Origin of the sequence: Psychromonas sp. KJ10-2, assembly GCF_047323255.1 — a bacterium.
GTDB lineage: Bacteria > Pseudomonadota > Gammaproteobacteria > Enterobacterales > Psychromonadaceae > Psychromonas.
Window position 1 is genome coordinate 2,482,986 of record NZ_CP178827.1, and the last position, 23,854, is coordinate 2,506,839.

Consider the following 23,854-nt stretch of genomic DNA (forward strand, 5'->3'; position numbering starts at 1 on the left):
GATCATATAAAAACAAAAAAACCAGCACAAAGGCTGGTTTCTTGAGCTAACAAGGCCGAGACCTATTTATCCATGTGTACATCCATTTGTGGGAATGGAATTTCTATACCCGCTTCATCCAATGCATTTTTGATAGATTCCATTAACTCAAAACGAATTGGCCAATAATCACCACCATTTACCCATGGACGAACCACTAGGTTAACACTTGAGTCAGCTAATTCAGCGACCGCTATCGTTGGTGCAGGTGACGATAAAATGCCTTTCGTATTATTCAATACAGATTCTAATACCGCTTTAGTTTGCGCTAAATCAGCGTTGTAGCTTACCCCAACCACTAAATCGATACGGCGTGTTGGTTTACGAGAGTAATTGATAATGTTACCACCTAAAATCGCAGAATTAGGTACAACAACAAACTTATTATCTGGGCTAGTTAAAGTTGTTGAGAAAATTTGAACTGACTCAACCACCCCAGCTGTTCCAGCTGCTTCAATATATTCACCGGCTTTGAAAGGACGTAATGCAATAATCAAGATACCAGAAGCAAAGTTAGATAGTGAACCTTGTAATGCTAAACCTACCGCTAAACCAGCAGCACCAATGATGGCAACAAATGAGGTTGTCTCTACGCCTAATTTACTGAGAGAGGCGATAATAACAAAGGCAACAATGATGTAACGCACCATGCGTGTAACAAAGTCGACTATGGTGCTATCAAAACCACGTTTACCTAATATTTTATGCAATGTACCTGCAACAAAACGCGCCACCATCATCCCTATAATCAGGGTGACAACAGCAAAGATAATATTTAACGCATAACTAATAATAAGATCTTGGTTATCCGCAAACCAAGTGACACTATTACTGAGGATATCTACGTTTTTCTCGATAGCTTCGGCAACAGCATTTACCGCTCCACTTTCTTCTGACATTGTATTACTCCTTAACTTTGTGTTAGCTGTTTATAGAAAAACTGCCATTGGTTTTTAAAATGTTGTGTTGGTCTTTGTTTGAATTGAGAACGAACAAACTGACTCATTCGCCCTTCTACATAAGATAATAATAAGTTCGCTAATATACCTTCATCTGTGGTGAACTTTTGTCCATCAGAAGTTGGCCTTTCACGTAATGTTTGTTTTAATTGTGTTTCCAACTTAGAAAAAACATGTTCGATGCGTAATTGTAATCGTTCATTTTCCCCGACTAAAGCATCCCCACTTAAAATGCGGGTGATACCAGGGTTTCTTTCAGAAAAGCCTAATAAGAAATGGACGATATGTTCAATACGTACAAAAGTGTCTTTTTGCTGTTCTTTGATCAAATTGATCTGAGTAAAAACCGTTGTTTCTGTGAAGTCAATTAACCCTTCGAACATACGCGCTTTACTTGGAAAGTGGCGATATAAAGCCGCTTCAGATACACCTACTTCTGCAGCCAATTTTGCGGTAGTAATGCGTTGTCCTGGCTTTCCTTCTAACATAATCGCTAAAGCACTTAAAATATCATCCTTTCTATTGGCTTTTTTATTATTATTTTTTGCAACCATCTTAATAACTTCCTTTGTTATCGTTGTTGTTTTCCTGAGTCCGCAAAGCTGGTCTCCAGTTGTGATACTAAAACACTGATTAAGCACTCACTGAGCGTTAATGATTCAATATAAATAGTATTAATTTAAAATAAGTAGCTATAAAAACTCACCATGTATTATCTATTGCTAAATAATTAGCGAGCAGATACTACTGTTAATTTATGTCATGCATATGATCTTATGAGCGCTGCTGATACTCTTTTGCAATGATTGTAAGTAATTGCTTAGCAACCTCTTTTTTACTGGTTAAGCCAATATCAAAACGCTTATCTTTAGCAAAAACCGTTAATGCGTTATTGTCGCTATTAAAGCCTTGTGTCCCAACAGAAACATCATTTGCAGCAATAAGATCTAAGTTTTTACGCTGTAACTTACCCTTTGCATAAGCTTCCACATCATTAGTTTCTGCGGCAAACCCAACACAAAAAGGTCGGTTAGCAGCACTCGCAACATCGGCAATAATATCTGGGTTTTTCACTAAAGTTAATGTGATTGAATCAGTGTCAGTTTGTTTTTTCATCTTTTCTGTATGAATATTTTCAGTGCGATAATCTGCAACTGCTGCACAAGCAATAAAGATATCCGCTGAGTCTAGTGACGCTAAGGCTGCCTGATGCATATCCATTGCACTTTTAACATCAATACGGTGAATACTATTTGGTAATGTTAAATTAACTGGCCCCGCAATCACCGTCACTGTAGCCCCCATATTAAGCGCCGCATTCGCTAGCGAAAACCCCATTTTACCAGAGCTATGGTTACTAATATAACGTACAGGATCAATCGCTTCTTGTGTAGGTCCAGCAGTAATCACTACATTTACACCTGCTAACGTTTGCGCTTTAGGCGCAAAAAAATCACAACAGCATGTAACTAAATCAGGGACATCTAATAAACGACCTGGACCAATATCACCGCAGGCCTGAATGCCTTGCCCTGGCCCCCATATCGATACGCCACGTTCAGCTAACACAGTTAAGTTCTCCTGTGTTGCTGCCGCTAAATACATTTGTTGGTTCATTGCAGGTGCAATCGCAATAGGAGAAGGTGTTGCTAAACACAACGTGGTTAACAATTCATCGGCCATTCCCGCACGTAAGCGCGCAATGGCATTGGCAGTTGCTGGCGCGATTAAAATTAAATCAGCCCACTTAGCGAGTTCAATATGTCCCATTCCCGCTTCTGCTTGTGGATCTAAGAGATCATCATAAATAACATGGCCAGATACAGCTTGCATGGTTAAAGGGGTAATAAACTGCTTTGCAGAAGCCGTCATCACAACACGTACTTCTGCACCTTGCTCCATTAAGCGACGGGTTAGCTCTGCACTTTTGTAAGCAGCAATACCACCACAAACACCTAATAATATTTTTTCCCTGCAAGGGATAATATTGACGACATAAGATTCTCGGAAAAGTAGATAAAAAAAGAAACTAACAATACCATAAAAAGGTTACGCAATAAGTACAAGTTCAACTAGATTTAAGACTCTGTATATTGATCAAGGAGGTCAGCTTTGGTATCAATTAAGCAATGGCCAAAACAAGAAAGACCACGAGAAAAACTGATCCAGCAAGGTGCTGGTAGCCTAACCGATAGTGAATTATTGGCTATTTTCTTACGCACTGGCTGTCAAGGTGTTGATGTGGTCACCCTATCGCGACAGCTATTAACCGACTTTGGTTCTTTACGATCACTTTTCTCTGCCTGTGAAAGTGAGTTTTGTACCCACAGAGGTTTGGGACAAGCAAAATATGTACAATTGCAAGCCGTGTTAGAAATGTCTCGTCGTTACCTACAAGAACCATTAATGAAAGGAGACCCTTTAACCAGTGCAGCACAAACACAACAATTTTTAAGTGCAAAAATGCGTGATTATCCTTATGAAGTGTTTGCTGGGTTATTATTAGATAGCCAACATCGTGTTATTCGCTTTCACGAGTTTTTCTTCGGCACCATCAATAGTGCAAATGTTCATCCAAGAGTTATTGTACAAAAAGTATTACAGGAAAATGCTGCTGCAATTATTCTTGTCCATAATCACCCTTCAGGTGATCCAACGGCCAGTCAATCGGATAAAAATATTACTGAAAAACTTGTGAATACACTGCAATTAATTGATGTTAAAATATTAGACCATTTCATCATTGGTGATGGAAAATACACCTCATTTGCCGAAAAAGGGTGGATTTAGGGCATTTATTTTCACATTTGTTGATCTTTTAATCTTAATGATGTATAAAATGCGCCCTCGACGCCTTTGGCGACGGCTAAAAAAGGTGTTCGACTATTTTGCTCGAGTAAAACTAATATTTTTGGAGAATTTCGACATGTCTAGAGTATGTCAAGTTACAGGCAAGCGTCCAGCTGTTGGTAACAATGTATCACACGCAAAGAACCGTACACGACGTCGTTTCTTACCTAACCTACAAACACACCGTTTTTGGGTTGAGAGTGAGAACCGTTTTGTTAAATTACGCCTATCTACTAAAGGTATGCGCATCATCGACAAAAAAGGTATTGATTCAGTTTTAACTGATATCCGTGCTAATGGCGTTAAAGTTTAAGGAGCTTAAAAATGCGTGATAAAATTCGTTTAAATTCAAGCGCTGGTACTGGTCATTTTTATACTACTGATAAGAATAAAAAGAACATGCCTGAAAAGTTTGAGATCAAAAAGTTTGATCCTGTAGTACGTAAACACGTTATCTACAAAGAAGGCAAAATCAAGTAATTTTGATTTCACCTTGAAAAAACCCAGTTTATACTGGGTTTTTTTATACCTGAAGAAAAAGGAATGCTTATGCGCTTATCCAAAAAAGGTTGGAACAATGTACTTATCTTTGGCGTATTACTTATTATCTTCATTTTCAATTTCCGCCAACAGCTTAATTTTTCAAATACAACGCAGCAACGCCCTGTTATCTCTCCTGACTTCACTATTGTTGAAATACAAACACCCGACTTCGTGATGACACGCACAGGCCGAGAATGGAAAAGAGAGCCGAGTATTAACCTGTCTAATGAAAACCTACAAAGTATTGTAGATAATTGGCAAGCGCTTCCCTTAGACGTGTTAAATATCCAATCATTACCCCCTCCAACTTTATCTTAAAGTTTTTTGTTATTGAGCAACAACAGCCTATTATCGTGCAACTCCACCAGCAACAGGATGGCCAGTACATTTTACAAGTTAATGAAGACACTTACTTAGCTTTGCCCCTTGATAAACTCACCGCGCTTATTGGTAGATGATCTATTATCCAGCTAACTTTTGCTGAAAAACACAGTTAACTAATTAAGCCTAGTAAGCTATTGTTGCGTGGATGACTATTAAATAAATGAAGAGATAAACATGCCAGAGTTACCAGAGGTAGAAACTAGCCGTCGTGGTATTAGCCCACATATTGTTAAGCAAACGGTTAAAAAGATAACCCTACGCCACCATCAATTACGTTGGCCAATACCAAAAGAATTACCATCGTTATTAGAGCAGAAAACCTTGTTAGCCGTTGATCGCCGCGCGAAATATCTATTATTGCGTTTTGCTACTGGTACTTTATTAATTCATTTAGGCATGTCCGGTAATTTACGTATTTGTGAGTTAGGGACTGCCCCACAAAAACATGACCATGTTGATTTTGAATTTGAACATTGCCTATTACGTTACACAGACCCGAGGCGCTTCGGTGCTATTTTATGGTTAGGTGAACAACCTGAAGAGAGTCCATTACTCAGTATCTTAGGGCCAGAACCTCTTTCCGATGAATTTAGTGCCGCATTACTCTATGAGTTAGGCAAAAATAGAAAACTACCCGTTAAGCAGTTCATTATGGAACAAAAGGTAGTGACGGGTGTAGGCAATATTTATGCTACTGAAGCTTTATTTAAAGCGGGTATCAGCCCTGTAAGAGCAGCCAACAATATCAGCTTAAAACGCTATCAGGTTTTAGTTGCTGCGATTAAAGAGATATTAACCGAAGCCATTAAACAAGGTGGCACAACATTGAAGGACTTTGTTGGTGGTGATGGTAAACCCGGTTACTTCCAGCAAACCTTGCATGTGTATGGCAAAACTGGTGAATTATGCCCAAGTTGTGAAACACCATTAACCTCAGTTAAGTTAGCTGCACGAAACAGTGTGTACTGCCCAAACTGTCAACGCTGATCAATACCAACAAAAAAGCCTAGTAACAACTCAGTTACTAGGCTTTTATTTGGTAATATTAATCAATAACGATTACTAGCCGCTATTAAATAACAAAATTAGTTTTGATAAATCATTTCCCCTGCAGGCTGGTACTCTTCAACCTTAAGTGGTGAGTGTGACTCTAGGTATTCTTTTAATACTTCAGCATCCACAAAACCTGTATTTACAAAACCTGGGTGTGCAGTAATATTTGGGTATCCATCACCCCCAGCGGCATTAAAGCTTGGGATAGAGAAACGGTATTGCTCTGTTAAATCAAGATTTTTACCATTGACTTTAACCTTGCTAACAGCCGTTTTACCCACTGTCATGCTAATACCGTAAAATTGTGCATAAGCACCGGTATCAACTGGTTTAGTCGCCACTGCATTAAGGTACTCAAGGATCTCTTTACCACTCATATCAACATAAGTTAATTGATTACCAAAAGGTTGTACTTTCAACACATCTTTATAAGTGATTGTGCCTGCTTCAATAGAATCACGCACACCGCCAGAGTTAACCACACCAAAGTCTGCTTTAGCACGTTCTTTTTGGGCCTTAGCCACTAAACGACCTAGGTTAGTTTGTTGGAAACGAACCTTATTACGATCCCCTTCTAACTTCGCATCACTTTCCGCGACAGCATTGCCTAATTCAGCTTGACCATTTTCTTGGAAAGGCGTTAAGAAGGCTAATAGACTTGGGTCTTGCTCTATTTTATCTTCGACTAGTACACGTTTTGATTCACCGTTTACTTTCACTTTTTTCACTAGGTTGACAGGAATAAGACGGTAATTAACCAGTGTTAACACACCATTTTTAAATTGGTAATCAGCACGTCCTACATATTTACCCCATTCATGCGCTTGCATAATGTAAGTGCCGTTTTGTTTATCAGGCACACAGTCATCACCCGGTTTAAACTCGGTATCAACGACATTAGGCCCTTCCATACAAACTGGCTCCTGAGAATGACCACCTACGATCATATCTAACGCACCTTCCGGTAACTGCACGTGCTAATGTCACATCACCTGGTGCATTGACACCATAAAATGCATTTTGGTAGTGACCCATATGTGTCACAGCAAATATAAGGTCTGGATGTTCATTTCTTTCAACTTCAGCAATCACTTTTCTCGCTTCAGTGGTTGGGTCTTTAAAATCAATTCCTGCAACATATTCAGGATTCCCCACTTTAGCGGTGTCTTCTGTTGTTAAACCTATCACTGCGGTTTTTACACCACCTAGGTCAAACATCTGATAAGGCTGGAATAGACGAGTATTGGTTTTTTTATCGTAGATGTTCGCTGATAATAACGGGAAATTAGCCCACTCTTCCTGCTGTTTTAAAATCGCTAGTGGATTATCAAACTCGTGGTTACCAATGGCCATCGCATCGTAACCAATTAAACTCATGCCTTTAAAATCAGGCTCTGCATTTTGTAAATCAGACTCAGGTACACCGGTATTGATATCACCACCTGATAATAACAACACACTACCACCAGCATCTTCCACTTCATTTCTAATGCTATCGATTAAGGTTTTACGTGCCGCCATACCGTACTCGCCATAGCGGTTTTGCCAAAAACGACCATGATGGTCATTAGTATGAAGCACAGTGATATTGTAAACCTTATCCTGTTCCCGGGTTTTATCGACAACGGTACTACATCCCAGCAAAGAAAAGCTAAGTGCGCTAAGTAAGAGTGTTTTTGTTATTATTCTCATTATTATTCCTATGGCATGACTTTAAAGTAAGATTTTATTTTTATTGTTTTTCTTAAAAGCTTGTTGGACACACTCCGGTGCTAATAAGCTAATGTCACCTTGATGTTTAAACACCTCCTTAACAATAGTTGATGAAATAAAAGCAGTACGTGCGTGAGCGGGTAATAAGATAGTTTCTAATTGCGGGTACAAGGTGAAATTCACCTGTGAGAGCTGAATTTCGTAATCAGCATCAGTACCACCACGGATACCTCGGATAAGTGCTTCTGCTTGATGTTGTTTCGCAAATTCAGCTAATAAACCACTGAATGGCACAATTTCAATCCCTTCAATATGCTGTGTTGCTTGTTTCAACAAAGCACAACGCTCTTCTAGATTAAAAAAAGGATTTTTACTGTCATTCATTGCAACAGCCACAATCACTTTATCTGCAAGATTGCTAGCTCTTGAAATAAGATCAAGGTGTCCATTAGTGACGGGATCAAAAGACCCTGGAAAAACAACTGTTTTCATTAGTATCCCTCTATTCTAATTCGATTAATGTTTCGGAGAATTGCGCTTCGTGGTCCACTTGCCAGTAAAAGGTAAACCAAGGTTCAGATCCGGTTTCTCTAAAACGAGCTTTAGGGAATTCAATGGAGACACTATTATCATCTAGCTTATAAATAGAGGTATCAACCTCAACATCACTGCTTAGCCAAATGCATACTAGTGCGATAAAAGGATATAAAAAAATAACTTGAACATAGTTTTGTGCTCTTAAAATCGAAACACATTGTTTCGCTAGATTGTTGGTCCATCAACACTAATAAAAATAAAATCAACCTTGAACAAGGTGACGATCATCAATATCAGCACTGTATTTTTCAAATTTTTACAACAAGGGGTCAGCTAATTCGATAAATTCATCATCGGGCATTTACTTCTCCTTTGCTTTTTAACCATGAAATGCGATTATAGAGGGCTAAAAATATTTGACTAGGATAAGGTATGAAAAATCTTTATTTATCGTTAATAGTCCTGTGTTTTTCAAGTTTTTAGTTGGTTGTGGTATGAAAGGGCCTCTTTATCAAGAAGCGCCACAACAACAAGAAACAGAAACACAACAAAATAACGTAACTGACACCACTACAGATGCCTTAAATAATTCACAATAAGTATGCTCAAAGGCAGTGATAACAAACTGAACAAAAAAGGATTTAACATTGGATCATTTTAATTACCATAGCGATGGCCGTCTATTAGTAGAAGATACTGCAATTGAAGATATCATCAAAAAATCTGGAACGCCTGCATACGTTTATTCTCGTGCGACTATTGAACGTCACTGGAATGCCTTTGATCAAGCAGCGGGCGATCACCCTCACCTAATCTGTTATGCCGTAAAAGCGAACTCAAACTTAGGTGTATTAAATCTAATGGCTCGCTTAGGATCAGGCTTTGATATTGTATCTGTTGGTGAGCTACTACGTGTTATTCAAGCCGGTGGCGACCCTAAAAAAGTGGTTTTCTCTGGTGTTGGTAAAACAGAAATTGAAATCTCTACGGCACTGCAAGCAGGTATCTACTGTTTCAATGTTGAGTCGATCTCAGAGTTATACCGTATCAATGAAGTAGCGGGTTGCTTGAAAACTAAAGCACCTATCTCTATTCGTATTAATCCTAATATTGATGCTGGTACACACCCTTATATTTCGACTGGTTTAAAAGAAAACAAATTCGGTATCGAGATAGAGCAAGCGTTAACAGTATTTGGCCTAGCTAATGAACTACCATTTTTAGAAGTGAAAGGTGTGGATTGCCACATTGGATCTCAATTAACTGAGATTGAACCTTTCATTGAAGCCTTAGATAAACTGCTCATGCTGATTGATGACCTAGCAACACAAGGTATCAACATTAAACATTTAGATTTAGGTGGCGGCCTAGGTGTACCATACAACGGTGAAACACCTCCAGAACCAGCACAATACATGCAAGCATTAATCGCTCGTATGAATGGTCGCCAGTTAAAACTTATCTTTGAACCAGGTCGTGCAATCATGGCTAATGCAGGTATTTTAGTCACAAAAGTTGAATTCTTAAAACTTAATGACTACAAAAACTTTGCTATTGTTGATGCTGCAATGAATGATTTGATCCGTCCTGCGCTATACAGTGCATGGCAAAATATCATTCCGACAAATAACAAACTTGATGATCCTGAAAAACGTCCAACACGTGTTTACGATATCGTAGGTCCAATTTGTGAAACAGGTGACTTCTTAGGTAAAGAACGTTCACTTGCCATTGCTGAAGGTGATTACTTGGCGGTACGTAGTGCAGGCGCTTACGGCTCAACAATGAGTTCAAACTATAACTCTCGTTGTCGCCCTGCTGAAATCATGGTTGATGGTGATAAAGCCTTTGTTGTTCGCCAACGTGAAAAACATATCGATTTATGGCGCGGTGAGCACGTTTTACCTTAGTGAAAGATTGACCCAATACATTAGGGGTGAGTAATGCCCCTATTTTGAAGGTAAATAATGAATATTGAGTTTTCTAAAATGCATGGCTTGGGTAATGACTTTATGGTCATTAACAATGTTACGCAGAATGTATTTTTATCTAAAGAAACGATCGCTAAGCTAGCAGACCGTAACTTTGGTATTGGTTTTGACCAGCTGTTAATGGTTGAGCCTCCTTATGATCCAGACTTAGACTTCCATTACCGTATTTTTAATGCGGACGGCAGTGAAGTTGAACAATGTGGTAACGGCGCACGCTGTTTTGCACGCTTTGTAAAGTTAAAAGGGTTAACTCAAAAGCGTGTCATTAACGTGAGTACCGCAAAGGGTAAAATTCAGCTCAAAATAGAGCAAGATGGCAACATCATTGTGGATATGGGGAAACCTGTTTTAGAACCAGCTAAAGTGCCTTTTGAAGCGCAAAAAGAGGAAAAGACTTACATTCTTCGCGTTGCTGATCACACAGTATTATGTGGTGTTGTGTCTATGGGGAATCCGCACTGCGTAGTGTTAGTTGATGATATTGATACGGCGCCCGTGGAAACCTTAGGCCCACTACTAGAAGTACATGAACGTTTCCCGAACAAGGTAAACGTTGGCTTTATGCAAGTGGTTGACCGTGGGTTTGCTAAATTACGCGTTTGGGAACGTGGTGTAGGTGAAACACTTGCCTGCGGTACTGGCGCATGTGCAGCTGCCGTTGTCGGTCAATTACAAAATAAACTAGATACACATTGTCGCATCGAGTTACCAGGTGGCGAGTTACGCTTTTTCTGGCAACCAGGTCAAAGCGTTCGCATGAGCGGTCCTGCAGACTTTGTATTTGATGGACAAATTCAAATATAACCTTTGCTCAAGTGTAGTAGCAATACTGCACTTTTCTTCAACCTAGGGTTTACTATGAATCCATTATTACCTGACGTACAACGCTTTTTAACTCACATTGCCAGTCAACGCGGGTTAAGCCCGGTCACCATAAATAACTATCAACGCCATCTTAATGAATTTATCGATCTATTAACCGAACAACAGATAAAAAGCTGGCAAGTTTTAGATACACACCAAGTACGTCTATTAGCCAAACAGTTAAACCAAAACGGCATTAAAGCGCGCTCGATCGCAACCAAACTCTCTGCCTTACGCTCTTTCCTTGAATATATGGTAAAGAACAGTCTATTGACCTTTAACCCTGCCAAAGGGGTTTCTGCGCCTAAGTTAGATAAACCTTTACCTAAAAATATCAGCGTAGATGATATGGATCAGCTATTAGATATTGATGGCGATGACCCACTCACTCTACGCGATCATTGTATGATGGAGTTGATGTATTCATCTGGTTTACGCTTAAGTGAATTAGTGAATATCAATTTAGGTGATATTAAGCTCTCCGCTAAAGAGATCATGGTCACCGGTAAAGGCAGCAAACAAAGACTATTACCGATCACCAAAGCTGCAATTGAAACCATGCAATTATGGTTAAAAGTCAGACCCGACTTTGCAGAGCCGGGTGAGCAAGCACTGTTTTTATCAAAACAGAAAAAGCGAATTTCTACTCGTAGTGTGCAGATGCGTATGGAAAAATGGGGATTAGAGCAATCCTTACCTAGCCATGTGAATCCACATAAGCTACGTCACTCCTTTGCAACGCACATGTTAGAGTCGAGCGGCAATTTAAGAGCAGTACAAACTCTATTAGGGCATGCTGACTTGGCGACCACTCAAATTTATACACATTTAGACTTTCAACATTTAGCAGAAGTTTACGATAAAGCACACCCACGCGCTAAACGTAAAAAATAAGATGGGATAACCGATGATATTTTATAAAACACTCCGTCCATTTAAAGCGATTAGCTTCGACCTTGATGATACTTTGTATGACAACGAACCGGTCATCAAAAAAGCAGAACAACAATTTTTAGCCTACCTTAACAACACCTATGAAAAGTTAGCTGAGTTAGATGAAAGAAGATGGAATCTATATAAAGCATTAATGGTTAAAGAAGATCCAAGCTTAAAGCACGATGTCACTGCATGGCGAAGAGCTGCGATTCAACGAGTGATGATAGTACATGGTATCGCACCTGTTCATGCTATTACTTACTCAGAAACAGCATTACAAATCTTCATAGCATTACGCAGTGAAGTTAATGTACCGAATCAAAGCATCGAACTATTACAACAACTTGCTAAGCACTACCCTGTAGTAGCCATCACCAACGGCAATGTTGATGTTGAAAAAATAGGGCTACAGGATAAATTCCAGTTTGTTTTAAAAGCGGGTAATGGTTTTAAAAGCAAACCTGATATTGCCTTGTTTCAACAAGCTGCGGATCAATTAGGTATTCAGATCAGCGACTTATTACATGTTGGTGATCACCTAAATAGTGACGTATTTGGTGCGCAACAGCACGATGCTCAAGCGGTTTGGTTTAATCCTCAAGGGTCTGCCCTAAATGGAGCAAAACTGCTACCGACTATCGAAATGACTGATCTCCAAGATCTCCTCAAGTTATTATAAAGACACACAACATATACGCCGCGACATAGATCATTCACATTTAATCTATGTTTCGGTATAGTTCTTATCTACTGAATAAATAAACAGGCTTTTCTATGGACGTATCTTACCTAATCGATGGTTTAAATGATCATCAACGCGCAGCGGTTTCTGCACCAGAACAAAACATGCTGGTATTAGCAGGCGCAGGCAGTGGTAAAACACGAGTATTAACCCATAGAATAGCTTGGTTAATGCAAGTAAACCAGATTCCAACTTACGGCATTTTAGCGGTAACCTTTACCAACAAAGCAGCCAAAGAGATGCGTGGACGTATCGCTGATATTTGCCCACAACAGATTGGTAGTATGTGGATCGGCACCTTCCACGGAATAGCACATCGTTTATTACGCTTGCATTATCAAGAAGCAAAATTACCAGAGCACTTTCAAATTATTGATAGTGACGATCAGCAAAAGATGATCAAACGTATCATAAAAAGCCTAGATCTTGATGAAAAGTACTACCCGCCTAAAGAGCTACAGTGGTACATCAACGATAAAAAAGATGAAGGTTTACGCGCGAAACATATCGATCCTGGGTTTAGTTTACAAGAGAAACAACGTTTACAGGTTTATCAAGCCTATGAAGCTGCCTGTGACTTAGCAGGATTAGTAGATTTTGCAGAGCTATTATTACGCGCACATGAATTATTGTTACATAACTCAGCCCTGTTATTACATTACCAACAACGCTTTCAGCACGTATTAGTAGACGAATTCCAAGATACCAATAAATTACAATATGCTTGGTTAACGCTATTAACAGACAATGGCAATTACTTAACCATTGTTGGTGATGATGATCAATCTATCTATGGCTGGCGTGGCGCTGATATTGAAAACATCCAACGTTTCTTAAAAGAGAAAAATTCACCGGTTACCATTCGTTTAGAGCAAAATTACCGTTCAACGGGTCATATCCTAAAAGCCTCTAACCAGTTGATCCAAAATAACAGTGATCGATTAGGTAAAGAGCTTTGGACCAGCGGTGAAGATGGTGAACCCATTTCCATTTACAGTGCGTTTAATGACTACGATGAAGTACGTTATGTGACGAGCCAACTACAAACCTGGAAAAACGCTGGTAATAAATTAAGTGAATGTGCCATTTTATACCGCAGTAATGCACAATCTCGCTTATTTGAAGAACAGTTAATGGCGCAGCAGATCCCTTACCATATCTATGGCGGACAACGCTTCTTTGACCGTTTAGAAATTAAAGACAGCATTGCTTACTTACGTTTAATGAATAACCATCAAGATGATGCCGCCTTCGAACGTATTGTTAACAAACCAAAGCGAAAAATTGGTAATACCAGCTTAGATAAAATACGAATTTGTGCTCGTGAGCAAGGTTATACACTATGGCAGGCGAGTCAGCACTTAATAGAAAATAACTTACTCAGCGCCGCTGCAAAATCATCATTAAACGGTTTCTTAACCTTAATAAATCGTTTTAAAGAAGAAACGTCAGAATTACCACTTTTCCAAATAGTAGATCACGTCACTCAACATTCCGGTTTAGTGGCTATGTTTGAAGCTGAAAAAGGTGAAAAGTCACGTAGTCGAATTGAAAATTTACAAGAGCTCGTTTCTGCTACTAAAGCTTTTGTTATTCCTGAAGAAGAGCAAGAAATGGAAGAACTTACAGCCTTCCTTGCTTATGCAGCCTTAGAGTCAGGCGACAACCAAGCTGATGAGTTTGAAGATGCAGTGCAATTAATGACGATGCACGCAGCTAAAGGTTTAGAGTTCCCACAGGTATTTATTGTTGGTGTTGAAGAAGGCATGTTCCCAGCCAACAATCAGCAACCGATGAAACACGTATGGCAGAAGAACGCCGCCTATGTTACGTCGGTTTGACGCGCGCTATGATTAAATTAACTTTGTGCCATGCTGAAAGTAGACGTTTATACGGACAAGAGAAGTTTCATGCTCCATCACGTTTCATTAGTGAGTTACCCGATGAAAATGTAGATTATGTGCGTATGAAAACTCAAGTACGTCGAGCTGAGCCTAAAGTCCAACAATCTAAACTCTCTATAACACAAGATATTCAAGGCTTTAAGTTAGGCCAACAAGTAAGACATGCTAAGTTTGGTGAAGGAACTATCACCGCGCAAGAAGGTAGCGGAGAGAACAGCCGTTTACAAGTACACTTTATGGGTGTGGGTAGCAAATGGTTAATGACGACTTATGCCCGTTTAGAAGTCATTTAATTTCCATCAGCAAAAAATACCAACATATCTAGATTGATAAGGTTTTCTTTAGTTAAGAAAACCTTTTAGTTACTTACCCTGTTTATAAAAAGCATAACACATCACATATCCAATATAACTTCTCGCTTAATCCTTAAAACTCGCTATGATAAGCAAGTTCTGTTTGTTTTTTGAACAGAACAAGGAGTAAAATTCAGGAGGTTGTTATGCGCGTGAAACTGATCAAAGATTTTTTACTATACATTGAAGATTGTCATAAAGCATTAGCCGAGCTTTACCAAAGGTTAAGCCTTGAGGCGAACGATGAAAAGGTAAAGCTCTTACTAGAATATATGAAAAATAAAGAACAACTCTCATACTGCCACCTACACCAATATGTCCAACAAGCGCCATTGAGTTTATTAAATGCCTGGTTAGAAGACATATTCGACCAAAGCTTCCCACAGCGCTGTAAAGAACTTAAGTTTCAACCTGAATTAGCCTTAGAAGATGTTGTCACGCTAGCCATTCAATTAGATATGCAACTCATTGATGCGATGCAAGCTGCCGCTATCAATAGCAGTACACCTGAAGCAGAAAGTGCATTAGAAGGATTAACCTCACAAGAGGAAGAGATGCTGTATCAGGTAGTGATGGCCAGCCATGAGTTTGAATATATTTAAAAGCGTTGTAAATTTAATCATTATTTTAACTTTTAAGGTGTTGAACTGAATTAACTTCCTAGTCTTCACCTTAGATAAACGGTAGAATCTCACTACTTTATTTGTCCGAATCAATTAGTGAGTTATACATGAAAGCATTAATCCAAAACCTACTTGAACAAGCAGTGGCTTCTTTACAAGCACAACAACTTTTACCTGCCGATGTTCAACCTCGTATCGCTATTGATCGCACTAAAGACAAATCACACGGTGACTTTGCTAACAACCTTGCATTGATGCTAGCAAAACCAGCTAAACAAAACCCACGTGCATTAGCTGAGTTAATAGTAAAAAACTTACCAGCTTCTGAGTTAGTGATTAAAACTGAAATCGCTGGCCCTGGTTTTATCAATTTTTTCATCAACCCTAACTATTTAGAAAAACAAGTAGATAGCGCGTTTTCTGATTCACGTTTAAACGTTGAATTAACAGAAACGCCACAAACGGTGGTCATCGATTACTCTTCACCTAACTTAGCAAAAGAGATGCATGTTGGTCATTTACGTTCAACCATCATCGGTGACTCAGTAACCCGTACCTTAGAATTTCAAGGACATAAAGTGGTTCGTCAAAACCATGTAGGGGACTGGGGAACGCAGTTTGGTATGTTGCTCGCTTACATGGAAGAGTTACGTGCTAAGGGTGAAGAGATCAACAAAAATCTAGCCAATCTGGAAGTATTCTACCGTGCAGCTAAAGGTCGTTTTGACGAATCAGAAGAGTTTGCTGATCGTGCACGTGACCTAGTGGTTGCGTTGCAAAGCGGTGACTCGGAATGTTTAGCACTATGGAAAGAGTTTAAAGAGATCAGTATTTCTCACTGTCAAGAAGCCTACGAGCGCATGGGTGTGAGCTTAGGTTTAGATGATGTTCGTGGTGAAAGTGCTTATAACGATGACCTAGCACAAGTCGTAGCAGATTTAGATAGCAAAGGTTTATTGCAAGAAAGCCAAGGTGCAAAATGTGTTTTCCTAGATAACTTTAAGAATAAAGAAGGGGAACCATTACCAGTTATTATCAAGAAAAAAGATGGTGGTTTCTTATACGCCACTTCTGACTTAGCTGCTATCCGTTACCGTCAATCAGCGTTAAATGCTGATCGCGTATTATATTTTGTAGATGCACGTCAAGGTTTACACTTCCAACAAGTATTTGAAGTTGCTCGTTTAGCTGACTTTGTAAAAGTGGGCACTTCTCTTGAACATATGCCTTTTGGTACAGTAATGGGAGAAGATGGCAAACCATTCAAAACACGTGCGGGTTCAACACCTAAATTAGCTGATTTATTAACAGAAGCTGAAGAACGTGCTTACGAGTTAGTGAAAGAGAAAAACCAAGATATGGCAGAGCAAGAGTTACGTCATATTGCCTCTGTAGTGGGTATTTCATCGGTTAAGTATGCCGACCTTTCTAAAAACCGTACCAGTGATTACACCTTTAGTTTCGATAGCATGTTGAGTTTTGAAGGTAATACAGCACCGTACCTACTATATGCTTACACGCGTGTCGCGAGCATCTTTAATAAAGCAGGTATCGCGATTGATAGTATTACCGCTGACGTGACGTTCACTGAAGAAAAAGAGAAAGACCTCGCTAATAAATTAATGCAATTTAATGAAATCATTAATCAAGTAGGTAAACAAGGTATGCCGCATTACCTATGTGCTTACTTATTTGAATTAGCAGGTTTATTCTCAAGTTTTTACGAAGCTTGCCCGATTCTAATCGCCGAAAACGAAACACAAAAACAAAGCCGTTTAAAACTAGCAGGGTTAACAGCAAAAACCTTACAACAAGGCCTCGCATTACTAGGCATTAACACATTGGAACGCATGTAAGAATGCCAAGAGTCACACGTAGAAAACCCGCTAAACGGGGCGCAACTAAAAGAGGTAATACGCGTAAGCAAACTAAACAAGGGTTTCCTTATATTGCCTGCTTTATTGCCATTTTATTGATCGCGTTTATTAGCTACTTTGTATTTGCGGTTGATAAACCACCCGTTGTACAAAAACAGACCACTAAAAGTACGGCAAAAACCGAAGAAACACTGCCGGAGATGCCACAACCTAAGTGGGACTATGTTGATATTTTAAAAACCAAAGAAGTGAAGGTTGATATTCCGGTTGAAGAAAAACCAACTCGACCTTATCAAATGCAATGTGGTTCATTCAGAAATCAGAGTGATGCTGAGTCGCTGAAAGCCAAAATTGCTTTCCAAGGTTTAAACAGCATAGTGAAAAAACTGGTAACTGGTACCGCGTTATTTTAGGGCCATACGAGCGTAAACGTCTGGCTGAAAAACAACGTCACCAATTACAGCGCGCAAAAATTAATGGCTGCCAAATCTGGTTTTGGCGTTAAACATCAAAAAAGGAGAACTTAGGTTCTCCTTTTCTTTATCTATTTCCCTTGAATTCAATAAAATCTGCCCCACCTTATAGATATCAAGCCTGCAAAAATGGCATCTTCATTTATTTAATAAACAACAAAAGGTATCAATATGACTACTATTGTTTCTGTACGTCGCGGTAATCAAGTGGTTATCGGTGGTGATGGTCAGGTATCACTTGGTAACACGGTAATGAAAGGTAATGCACGTAAAGTACACCGCCTGTACAACAATCAAGTCATTGCTGGCTTTGCTGGCGGTACTGCGGACGCCTTCACTCTATTAGAGCGCTTTGAAGCAAAACTACAAGCTCACCAAGGTAACTTAGAACGCGCAGCGGTTGAACTAGCAAAAGACTGGCGAACGGATCGTATGCTAAGGAAATTAGAAGCATTACTGGCGGTGGCTGATAAAAAGCACTCTTACATTATTACTGGTAACGGTGATGTAGTAAGACCTGAAAATGACTTAATTGCCATTGGCTCTGGCGGTAACTTTGCACAATCAGCTGCAATGGCTTTACTAGAAAATACTGAATTATCTGCACAAGATATTGTTGAAAAATCATTAACAATTGCCGGTAACATTTGTGTATTTACCAATTCAAACCAAACTATCGAATGTATTGATACAGATACCGACGTAGCTACTACAAAATAGGATTTATGATGACTAACAATATGACTCCACAACAAATCGCGCAGGAATTGGATCGCCACATCATTGGCCAAAGTAAAGCAAAACGTGCAGTCGCTATCGCATTACGTAATCGCTGGCGCCGTATGCAGTTGAGCGAAGATATTCGTCATGAAGTAACGCCTAAAAACATTTTGATGATCGGTCCAACAGGTGTGGGTAAAACTGAGATTGCTCGCCGTTTAGCAAAACTGGCTAATGCCCCTTTTATCAAGGTAGAAGCGACTAAATTTACGGAAGTTGGTTACGTTGGTAAAGAAGTAGAAAGTATCGTTAAAGATCTTGTTGAAGCTGCAATCAAAATCACTAAAGAGCAAGAATTAGCAAAAGTAACAGCTAAAGCGGAAGACTTAGCGGAAGATCGCATATTAGATATTCTTATTCCACCAGCTAAAACAGCAACAGAATGGGACGTAAATAGCTCTGAAGTTGCTGAAGAAGGCCCAGCTAGACAATCTTTTCGTAAAAAATTACGTGAAGGGAAATTAGACGATAAAGAAGTAGAGATTGATGTGCCTGCACCACAAATTGGTGTTGAGATTATGGCTCCTCCTGGTATGGAAGAGATGACTAACCAGCTACAAGGTATGTTCCAAAACCTAGGTAACAAAGTAGAGTCTAAGAAACGTATGATGAAAATTAAAGATGCGTTAAAAGCCTTAGTTGAATCTGAAGCATCAAAACTGCTTAACCAAGAAGACTTAAAAGAGAAAGCGATCTACGCAGCAGAAAATAACGGTATCATCTTCATCGATGAGATCGATAAAATCTGTAAACGTGGTGAGTCATCCGGTCCAGATGTATCACGTGAAGGTGTACAACGTGACTTATTACCATTAATTGAAGGCTCAACAGTACAAACTAAACACGGTATGGTGAAAACTGACCATATGTTATTTATCGCTTCTGGTGCGTTCCAAGTAGCTAAACCTTCTGACTTGATCCCTGAGTTACAAGGTCGTCTACCTATTCGTGTTGAGTTAGAAGCGCTACGTGAAGAAGATTTAGCGCGTATCCTAACAGAGCCAAAAGCATCACTGAGTGAGCAATATCAGGCGTTACTTGCAACAGAAGGGGTTAGCATCAACTTTACTGAAAGCGGCATTAACAAGATTGCTAAATCTGCATGGCAAGTAAATGAGACCACTGAAAACATCGGTGCACGTCGTTTACATACCTTGATGGAACATATTATGGATGAACTTTCATATGAAGCCACAGAGCGTTCAGGAGAGTCGATTACCATTGATGAAGCCTACGTTGCCAATATGCTTGATGAAGTGGTTCAGGATGAAGATTTAACACGTTACATCCTATAAAGACCAACTATAACTTAATTAAGTATTAAGTTATAAAAAAGCCCCTAATAACTTAGTTATTAGGGGCTTTTTACTATCAGATAAGAAATACTATGATCTTCGTTTAAAACGGGCTTTCTTTATTTAAGGTTTCACAAAGCGAGATAATTTCCAACGCTAAGGAGGATTTAATCACCTGTTGTTGTCTCTCTAATTGCATTTTATGAAAGATTAAATCTACATCATCTTGCGTTGCTTTGACTGCATCAAAAATCGCTAGATTCATATTTTTAGATAGATGTAATGACTTAATCGCTTCTGCGATAGGGGCATCAGTAAAGTGGTAATCAGCGCTATCGTTACTCAGTAAGTTTTTCAGCTTAATAAGGCTCTCTATATCTTGATAAACAAGATGGGGATCGCCCCTAACCCGAATAATAACTTTAAACGAACTGATAACTCACCAAGTGGACCAGAATTAGTTAATAATGGGCCAACAACAGATTGCACAGCAAAATCATCTTTTAAAAAAATACGTTCAATTAATGCTTGTATAAGCTGTTCAAAAATATCAACAGTAGAGATAAAAAAGCCGCGAGCTGTCGCACTTTCATTTAAACATTCTAGTATTTCATTTTCTTGTAGTTGTTTCGACATAAGCTCAGCTAATTAGGGTTATGTGGGACAATTGCCCCACACAACTGTTTTATTAAGCCATTGCTAGAAATAGCTTCTCAATCTTGATTGCTTCAGCACTATCTTCTGCTAAACCAGTGTATTTAGACAATGTTGCTAAGAATCCAATCTCTTGCAGAGACGCTTGTAGCTCGATTGCTTGTGGGTCATCGCTGTTTGTATATTTAAATGCAGCAGCAATACCTTTTAACAACATATCATTCGCTGTCGCGTACTCAATGGTGCCTAATAGCGGTTTAACTAGACGATCGTTCTCACCTAACTTACGGATTGGTTGACGACCTACGCGGTCAATTTCATCATGTAAGAATGGGTTAGCAAAACGACCAATGATTTTTTCAATGTAAGCGTTATGTGCTTCGCGCTCAAAACCGTAACGGTTGATCAGTACTTCACCACTTTCTTGCATCGCTTGTTTAACTTGCGCACAGATAGCTTCATCATCAATCGCATCTTTTACTGTTGCGTAATCAGCTAATGCACCTAAGTATGCAGTCATGATATGACCAGTATTTAAGGTAAATAATTTACGCTCAATAAATGCCATTAGATTGTCAGTTTTTTGCATACCTTCAATCACAGGAACTTCACCACGGAACTGTTGTTCATCAACAATCCACTCACTGAAGCTTTCTACTGTCACTTCTAGCGGATCATCTGATTCTGAAGGTGGGACAATACGGTCTACCGCTGAATCAACAAAACCAACTAAACGTTCTGCTTGTGCATGATATTTTTCATCTAAATGTTTGAATACTTCAGCTTTTAAGAAGCTAGTACCACGAATCATATTTTCACAAGCAATGATATTTAAGAATGCTTCATTGTTTGCTTCAAAACGCATCGCTAGGCCTTCTGCTAACTTGCTTGCAATAATAACTAATACGTTTGGACCTACCGCTGTTGTGATAAGGTCTGTTTCGCTAATTAAGCCTACTAGGTCATCGCTAGTAGAGTTGATTGCGTTTACGCCTGAAACAACTTCTGTTTTACATTCTGCGCCTACTACTTTCACATTGTATGTATTCAATGAGTTTAGTAAGTTGATCACTTTCTCATCAACATCTGCAAATGTTACTTTGATTCCTGCATCTGCTAATAGTTTGCCAATAAAGCCACGACCAATGTTACCCGCGCCAAAATGAATTGATTTCATTGTTTTTTCCTTCTTTTTAAGAATATTTAACGAAAAAACGCCGGTAAAGACCAGCGTTTTAATTTAAGCCAGAGCTGACTAACTTAATATACTTAATACTTTTTGAACATCATTACTATTGATCAATGTTTCGATAGCTTCTTCATCATCTAATGCATTAGTGATGGTTGTGATAACACTAATGTGCTCATCATTTTTAGCCGCGATACCGATAACTAGTTTAGCAATGTCATCTTCGTCATCACCGAACAGTACACCTTCAGAGTATTGACATACAACGATACCCGTTTTGATTACGCTTTCTTTAGCTTCAATTGTACCGTGTGGAACCGCAATTGATTCACCTAGGTAAGTTGTAACTAATTTTTCACGCTCAAACATACCTTCGATGTAAGCTGGTTCTGCATAACCTAGTTTAACTAGTTGCTCACCGGCGAACTGGATAGCTTGCTCTTTGTTTTCAGCTTTAAGGCCAAGGTGGATGTTTTCAGCTGTTAGCTCAAACACTGGCTTCTCTGTAGACGCTTCTTCAACAACTGGCGCAGCAGCAGGTGCAGCAACAGGCGTATCAGATGACGCGATGATTTCAGATACTAATCCATCATATAACGTGCTGTCTAAGAAGTTAGTTAGTGATAAGTGCTTAGCTTGACCAGCATGCTTAATTGCACGAGGCGTTAAGTCTTTATGTGTAATAACGATATCAACATCACCTGGCAGGTTGTTAATCGCACAGTTAGTTACACTAATATCTAGACCTGCAGATTTAACTTTCTTCGCTAATAAGCTTGCGCCCATTGCACTAGAACCCATACCTGCATCACAAGCAACAATAATTTTGTTTACTTTACCCATGTCAACGTCAGCACCGCCTTGTGCAGCAGCAGCTGGAGCGTTTTTCATGTTTTTCATTTGGTTAGAAGCTTCAGCAAGTTTATCACCTTCATCTTCACCTAAATCTTTTTGTGTTTTCATTAATACTGAAGCAACAAGGAAAGATACAGCGGCAGATGCAACTACTGATAACACAACACCAATTAGCGATGCTTTAGGTGTTAATAGTAAGATTGCGAAGATAGAACCTGGAGATGCTGGAGATAATAGACCCGCATTGAATAGTGTTAGCGTGAATACACCAGTCATACCACCTGCGATAACAGCAAGGATTAAACGTGGGTTCATTAACACGTATGGGAAGTAAATCTCATGGATACCACCGAAGAAGTGAATGATAGATGCACCACTTGCAGTTTGTTTAGCAGTACCTTTACCAAATACCATGTAAGCAAGTAATAGACCTAGACCAGGACCTGGGTTTGCTTCGATAAGGAAGAAGATTGATTGACCTAGTTCTGTAGACTGCTGAATACCAAGTGGCGAGAAGATACCGTGGTTAATCGCATTGTTTAAGAATAGGATTTTAGCTGGTTCAACGAAGATTGAAGTCAGTGGTAATAGACCAGCTTCAACTAGGAAGTTAACGCCTGCAGCTAGACCTTCAGAAAGAACGTTTACAGCTGGACCAATCAAGTAGTAAGAGATGATCGCTAAGATCATACCGATAATACCTGAAGAGAAGTTGTTTACTAGCATTTCAAAACCGCTTTTCACTTTACCGTGAACCGCTTTATCGAATTTGCTAATTGCGTAACCACCTAGAGGACCAACAATCATCGCACCTAGGAACATTGGAATTTCAGTACCAACGATAACACCCATAGTAGTGATAGCACCAACAACCGCACCACGATCACCACCGATTAATTTACCACCTGTATAACCAATTAATAAAGGAAGTAGGAACTTAATCATTGGACCTACTAATTGAGACAATTGCTCATTAGGGAACCAACCTGTAGGAATAAAGAGTGCAGTAATAAAACCCCACGCGATAAACGCACCAATGTTTGGCATAACCATATTTGATAGGAACCTACCAAAGTTCTGTACTCTGATTTTAGCTTCGGATGATATCATTTCATTTCCCCGTTCATTTTGTTATTAATAATGTTAATTAACAGTCCGTTAAAACTGCGGTATTTAGGTTTGATACAATTAATTTAGCACATAAAAAGAAATATAGAATAGCCACACAATTGCTGTGAAG

General features: G+C 39.3%; 21 protein-coding genes and 3 pseudogenes. 15 read left to right on the forward strand and 9 right to left on the reverse strand.

The window, feature by feature from the left end; genetic code table 11:
* Positions 1-62: 62 nt before the first annotated feature.
* From ACLKL2_RS11925 to coaBC, 3 genes are all read right to left on the reverse strand, one after another.
* Positions 63-938, reverse strand: a complete 876-nt coding sequence (locus ACLKL2_RS11925; RefSeq protein ID WP_113820093.1) for a mechanosensitive ion channel domain-containing protein — start codon at positions 936-938, stop codon at positions 63-65.
* An 11-nt stretch (positions 939-949) separates the two neighbouring features.
* The gene (gene slmA / locus ACLKL2_RS11930) at positions 950-1,552 is read right to left on the reverse strand and encodes a nucleoid occlusion factor SlmA (protein ID WP_413691833.1); all 603 of its coding nucleotides are present in this window, start codon (positions 1,550-1,552) and stop codon (positions 950-952) included.
* A 220-nt stretch (positions 1,553-1,772) separates the two neighbouring features.
* On the reverse strand, positions 1,773-2,984 hold the full coding sequence (coaBC, locus tag ACLKL2_RS11935; protein WP_413694311.1) for a bifunctional phosphopantothenoylcysteine decarboxylase/phosphopantothenate--cysteine ligase CoaBC: 1,212 nt from the start codon (positions 2,982-2,984) through the stop codon (positions 1,773-1,775).
* 126 nt (positions 2,985-3,110) lie between these two features.
* Here coaBC and radC point away from each other — a divergent pair, with 126 nt between their 5' ends.
* From radC to mutM, 5 genes are all read left to right on the forward strand, one after another.
* Positions 3,111-3,788: a RadC family protein gene (gene radC, locus ACLKL2_RS11940; RefSeq protein ID WP_113820090.1), complete on the forward strand. Its 678-nt coding sequence runs from the start codon at positions 3,111-3,113 to the stop codon at positions 3,786-3,788.
* Positions 3,789-3,924: 136 nt separating this feature from the next.
* Positions 3,925-4,161, forward strand: a complete 237-nt coding sequence (rpmB, locus tag ACLKL2_RS11945) for a 50S ribosomal protein L28 (RefSeq protein ID WP_113820089.1) — start codon at positions 3,925-3,927, stop codon at positions 4,159-4,161.
* An 11-nt stretch (positions 4,162-4,172) separates the two neighbouring features.
* Positions 4,173-4,328 (forward strand): 50S ribosomal protein L33, encoded by a 156-nt coding sequence (rpmG, locus tag ACLKL2_RS11950; protein ID WP_025562982.1) that lies wholly within the window; start codon positions 4,173-4,175, stop codon positions 4,326-4,328.
* Between the two features lie 69 nt (positions 4,329-4,397).
* Positions 4,398-4,709 (forward strand): hypothetical protein, encoded by a 312-nt coding sequence (locus tag ACLKL2_RS11955; RefSeq protein WP_413691835.1) that lies wholly within the window; start codon positions 4,398-4,400, stop codon positions 4,707-4,709.
* A 240-nt stretch (positions 4,710-4,949) separates the two neighbouring features.
* Positions 4,950-5,762 carry a bifunctional DNA-formamidopyrimidine glycosylase/DNA-(apurinic or apyrimidinic site) lyase gene (gene mutM / locus ACLKL2_RS11960; protein ID WP_113820087.1) on the forward strand — a complete coding sequence of 271 codons (813 nt, stop codon included), beginning with the start codon at positions 4,950-4,952 and terminating at the stop codon, positions 5,760-5,762.
* 98 nt (positions 5,763-5,860) lie between these two features.
* Here mutM and ushA read toward each other — a convergent pair.
* Together ushA and coaD are read right to left on the reverse strand one after the other, a co-directional pair.
* Positions 5,861-7,520 (reverse strand): annotated as a pseudogene (gene ushA, locus ACLKL2_RS11965) (bifunctional UDP-sugar hydrolase/5'-nucleotidase UshA).
* Between the two features lie 21 nt (positions 7,521-7,541).
* Positions 7,542-8,033 carry a pantetheine-phosphate adenylyltransferase gene (gene coaD / locus ACLKL2_RS11970; RefSeq protein WP_413691836.1) on the reverse strand — a complete coding sequence of 164 codons (492 nt, stop codon included), beginning with the start codon at positions 8,031-8,033 and terminating at the stop codon, positions 7,542-7,544.
* 692 nt (positions 8,034-8,725) lie between these two features.
* Between coaD and lysA the strand changes: the two genes are divergently transcribed.
* The 10 genes and pseudogenes from lysA to hslU all read left to right on the forward strand — a co-directional run bounded on the left by lysA (position 8,726) and on the right by hslU (position 19,916).
* Complete coding sequence (gene lysA / locus ACLKL2_RS11975) at positions 8,726-9,988, forward strand: diaminopimelate decarboxylase (RefSeq protein ID WP_413691837.1); 1,263 nt, start codon at positions 8,726-8,728, stop codon at positions 9,986-9,988.
* A 57-nt stretch (positions 9,989-10,045) separates the two neighbouring features.
* Positions 10,046-10,873, forward strand: a complete 828-nt coding sequence (gene dapF / locus ACLKL2_RS11980) for a diaminopimelate epimerase (RefSeq protein WP_413691839.1) — start codon at positions 10,046-10,048, stop codon at positions 10,871-10,873.
* 54 nt (positions 10,874-10,927) lie between these two features.
* Entirely contained in the window at positions 10,928-11,827 is a 900-nt protein-coding gene (gene xerC, locus ACLKL2_RS11985) for a tyrosine recombinase XerC (protein WP_413691841.1), read from the forward strand.
* A 13-nt stretch (positions 11,828-11,840) separates the two neighbouring features.
* Positions 11,841-12,548, forward strand: a complete 708-nt coding sequence (locus ACLKL2_RS11990) for an HAD-IA family hydrolase (protein ID WP_113820080.1) — start codon at positions 11,841-11,843, stop codon at positions 12,546-12,548.
* A 95-nt stretch (positions 12,549-12,643) separates the two neighbouring features.
* Positions 12,644-14,808, forward strand: a pseudogene (uvrD, locus tag ACLKL2_RS11995) (DNA helicase II).
* Between the two features lie 206 nt (positions 14,809-15,014).
* On the forward strand, positions 15,015-15,470 hold the full coding sequence (locus tag ACLKL2_RS12000) for a hypothetical protein (RefSeq protein WP_113820078.1): 456 nt from the start codon (positions 15,015-15,017) through the stop codon (positions 15,468-15,470).
* 128 nt (positions 15,471-15,598) lie between these two features.
* On the forward strand, positions 15,599-17,347 hold the full coding sequence (gene argS / locus ACLKL2_RS12005) for an arginine--tRNA ligase (RefSeq protein ID WP_413691842.1): 1,749 nt from the start codon (positions 15,599-15,601) through the stop codon (positions 17,345-17,347).
* Between the two features lie 317 nt (positions 17,348-17,664).
* Positions 17,665-17,873: pseudogene (locus ACLKL2_RS12010) on the forward strand (SPOR domain-containing protein).
* A gap of 139 nt (positions 17,874-18,012) precedes the next feature.
* Entirely contained in the window at positions 18,013-18,561 is a 549-nt protein-coding gene (gene hslV, locus ACLKL2_RS12015; RefSeq protein WP_113820075.1) for an ATP-dependent protease subunit HslV, read from the forward strand.
* A gap of 8 nt (positions 18,562-18,569) precedes the next feature.
* Entirely contained in the window at positions 18,570-19,916 is a 1,347-nt protein-coding gene (gene hslU, locus ACLKL2_RS12020; RefSeq protein ID WP_413694312.1) for an ATP-dependent protease ATPase subunit HslU, read from the forward strand.
* Between the two features lie 103 nt (positions 19,917-20,019).
* On the opposite strand, the gene ACLKL2_RS12025 is transcribed toward hslU, so the two are convergent.
* The 4 genes from ACLKL2_RS12025 to ACLKL2_RS12040 all read right to left on the reverse strand — a co-directional run bounded on the left by ACLKL2_RS12025 (position 20,020) and on the right by ACLKL2_RS12040 (position 23,724).
* The gene (locus tag ACLKL2_RS12025; protein ID WP_413694313.1) at positions 20,020-20,352 is read right to left on the reverse strand and encodes an MltR family transcriptional regulator; all 333 of its coding nucleotides are present in this window, start codon (positions 20,350-20,352) and stop codon (positions 20,020-20,022) included.
* Complete coding sequence (locus ACLKL2_RS12030) at positions 20,289-20,552, reverse strand: MltR family transcriptional regulator (RefSeq protein ID WP_413691843.1); 264 nt, start codon at positions 20,550-20,552, stop codon at positions 20,289-20,291. The genes ACLKL2_RS12025 and ACLKL2_RS12030 overlap by 64 nt, the downstream gene beginning before the upstream one ends.
* 52 nt (positions 20,553-20,604) lie before the next feature.
* A complete protein-coding gene (locus tag ACLKL2_RS12035; RefSeq protein ID WP_113820072.1) occupies positions 20,605-21,747 on the reverse strand; it encodes a mannitol-1-phosphate 5-dehydrogenase in 1,143 nt (380 codons plus the stop codon).
* A gap of 78 nt (positions 21,748-21,825) precedes the next feature.
* Positions 21,826-23,724 (reverse strand): PTS mannitol transporter subunit IICBA, encoded by a 1,899-nt coding sequence (locus ACLKL2_RS12040; protein ID WP_113820071.1) that lies wholly within the window; start codon positions 23,722-23,724, stop codon positions 21,826-21,828.
* Between the last annotated feature and the right edge of the window lie 130 nt (positions 23,725-23,854).